The organism is Candidatus Symbiothrix dinenymphae, assembly GCF_001431085.1.
This window is the reverse complement of record NZ_BBRU01000281.1, coordinates 1-549: the sequence shown is the minus strand read 5'-3', so window position 1 is coordinate 549 and position 549 is coordinate 1. Positions and strand designations below refer to the sequence as shown.

1 protein-coding gene is annotated in these 549 nt (G+C 55.4%); it reads right to left on the bottom strand.

What is annotated here, in order from left to right:
• A partial coding sequence (locus ASC50_RS03615; protein WP_262482194.1) for an EF-Tu/IF-2/RF-3 family GTPase occupies positions 1-549 on the bottom strand: 549 nt, incomplete at both ends.

Genomic DNA, 549 nt, shown 5'->3' with positions numbered 1-549 from the left:
GCGAAAACCGAAGCCCAACGCCACCGACGATTCGGGCTGAAACGTCAGCGAGGCATCGTTCAATTGCAACTTTTCGAGCGAAGCCCGCAAGTTCTCAAACTCGTCTGTTTCAATGGGATACACGCCGGCAAAGACCATCGGCTTCACTTCCTCGAAGCCCGCGATGGCTGCCTTGCACGGGTTTTTGACGTGCGTAATTGTGTCGCCCACCTTCACCTCTTTCGACACCTTGATGCCGGAAATGATGTAGCCCACATTGCCGCAACTCACCTCTTCCTGCGGCGACATTTCGAGTTTCAGGATGCCCACCTCGTCCGCCTCATATTCCTTGCCCGTAGCCACGAATTTCACCAAATCGCCCTTCCGGATGCTGCCGTTCACAATCTTGAAATAGGCGATGATGCCGCGGAAGGAGTTAAAAACCGAGTCGAAAATCAGGGCTTGCAACGGTGCATCGGGGTCGCCTGTGGGCGGGGGCACCTTTTCGATAATCGTGTCCAGAATGGTGTAAACGCCTTCTCCCGTCTTGCCGCTGGCGCGGATGATGTC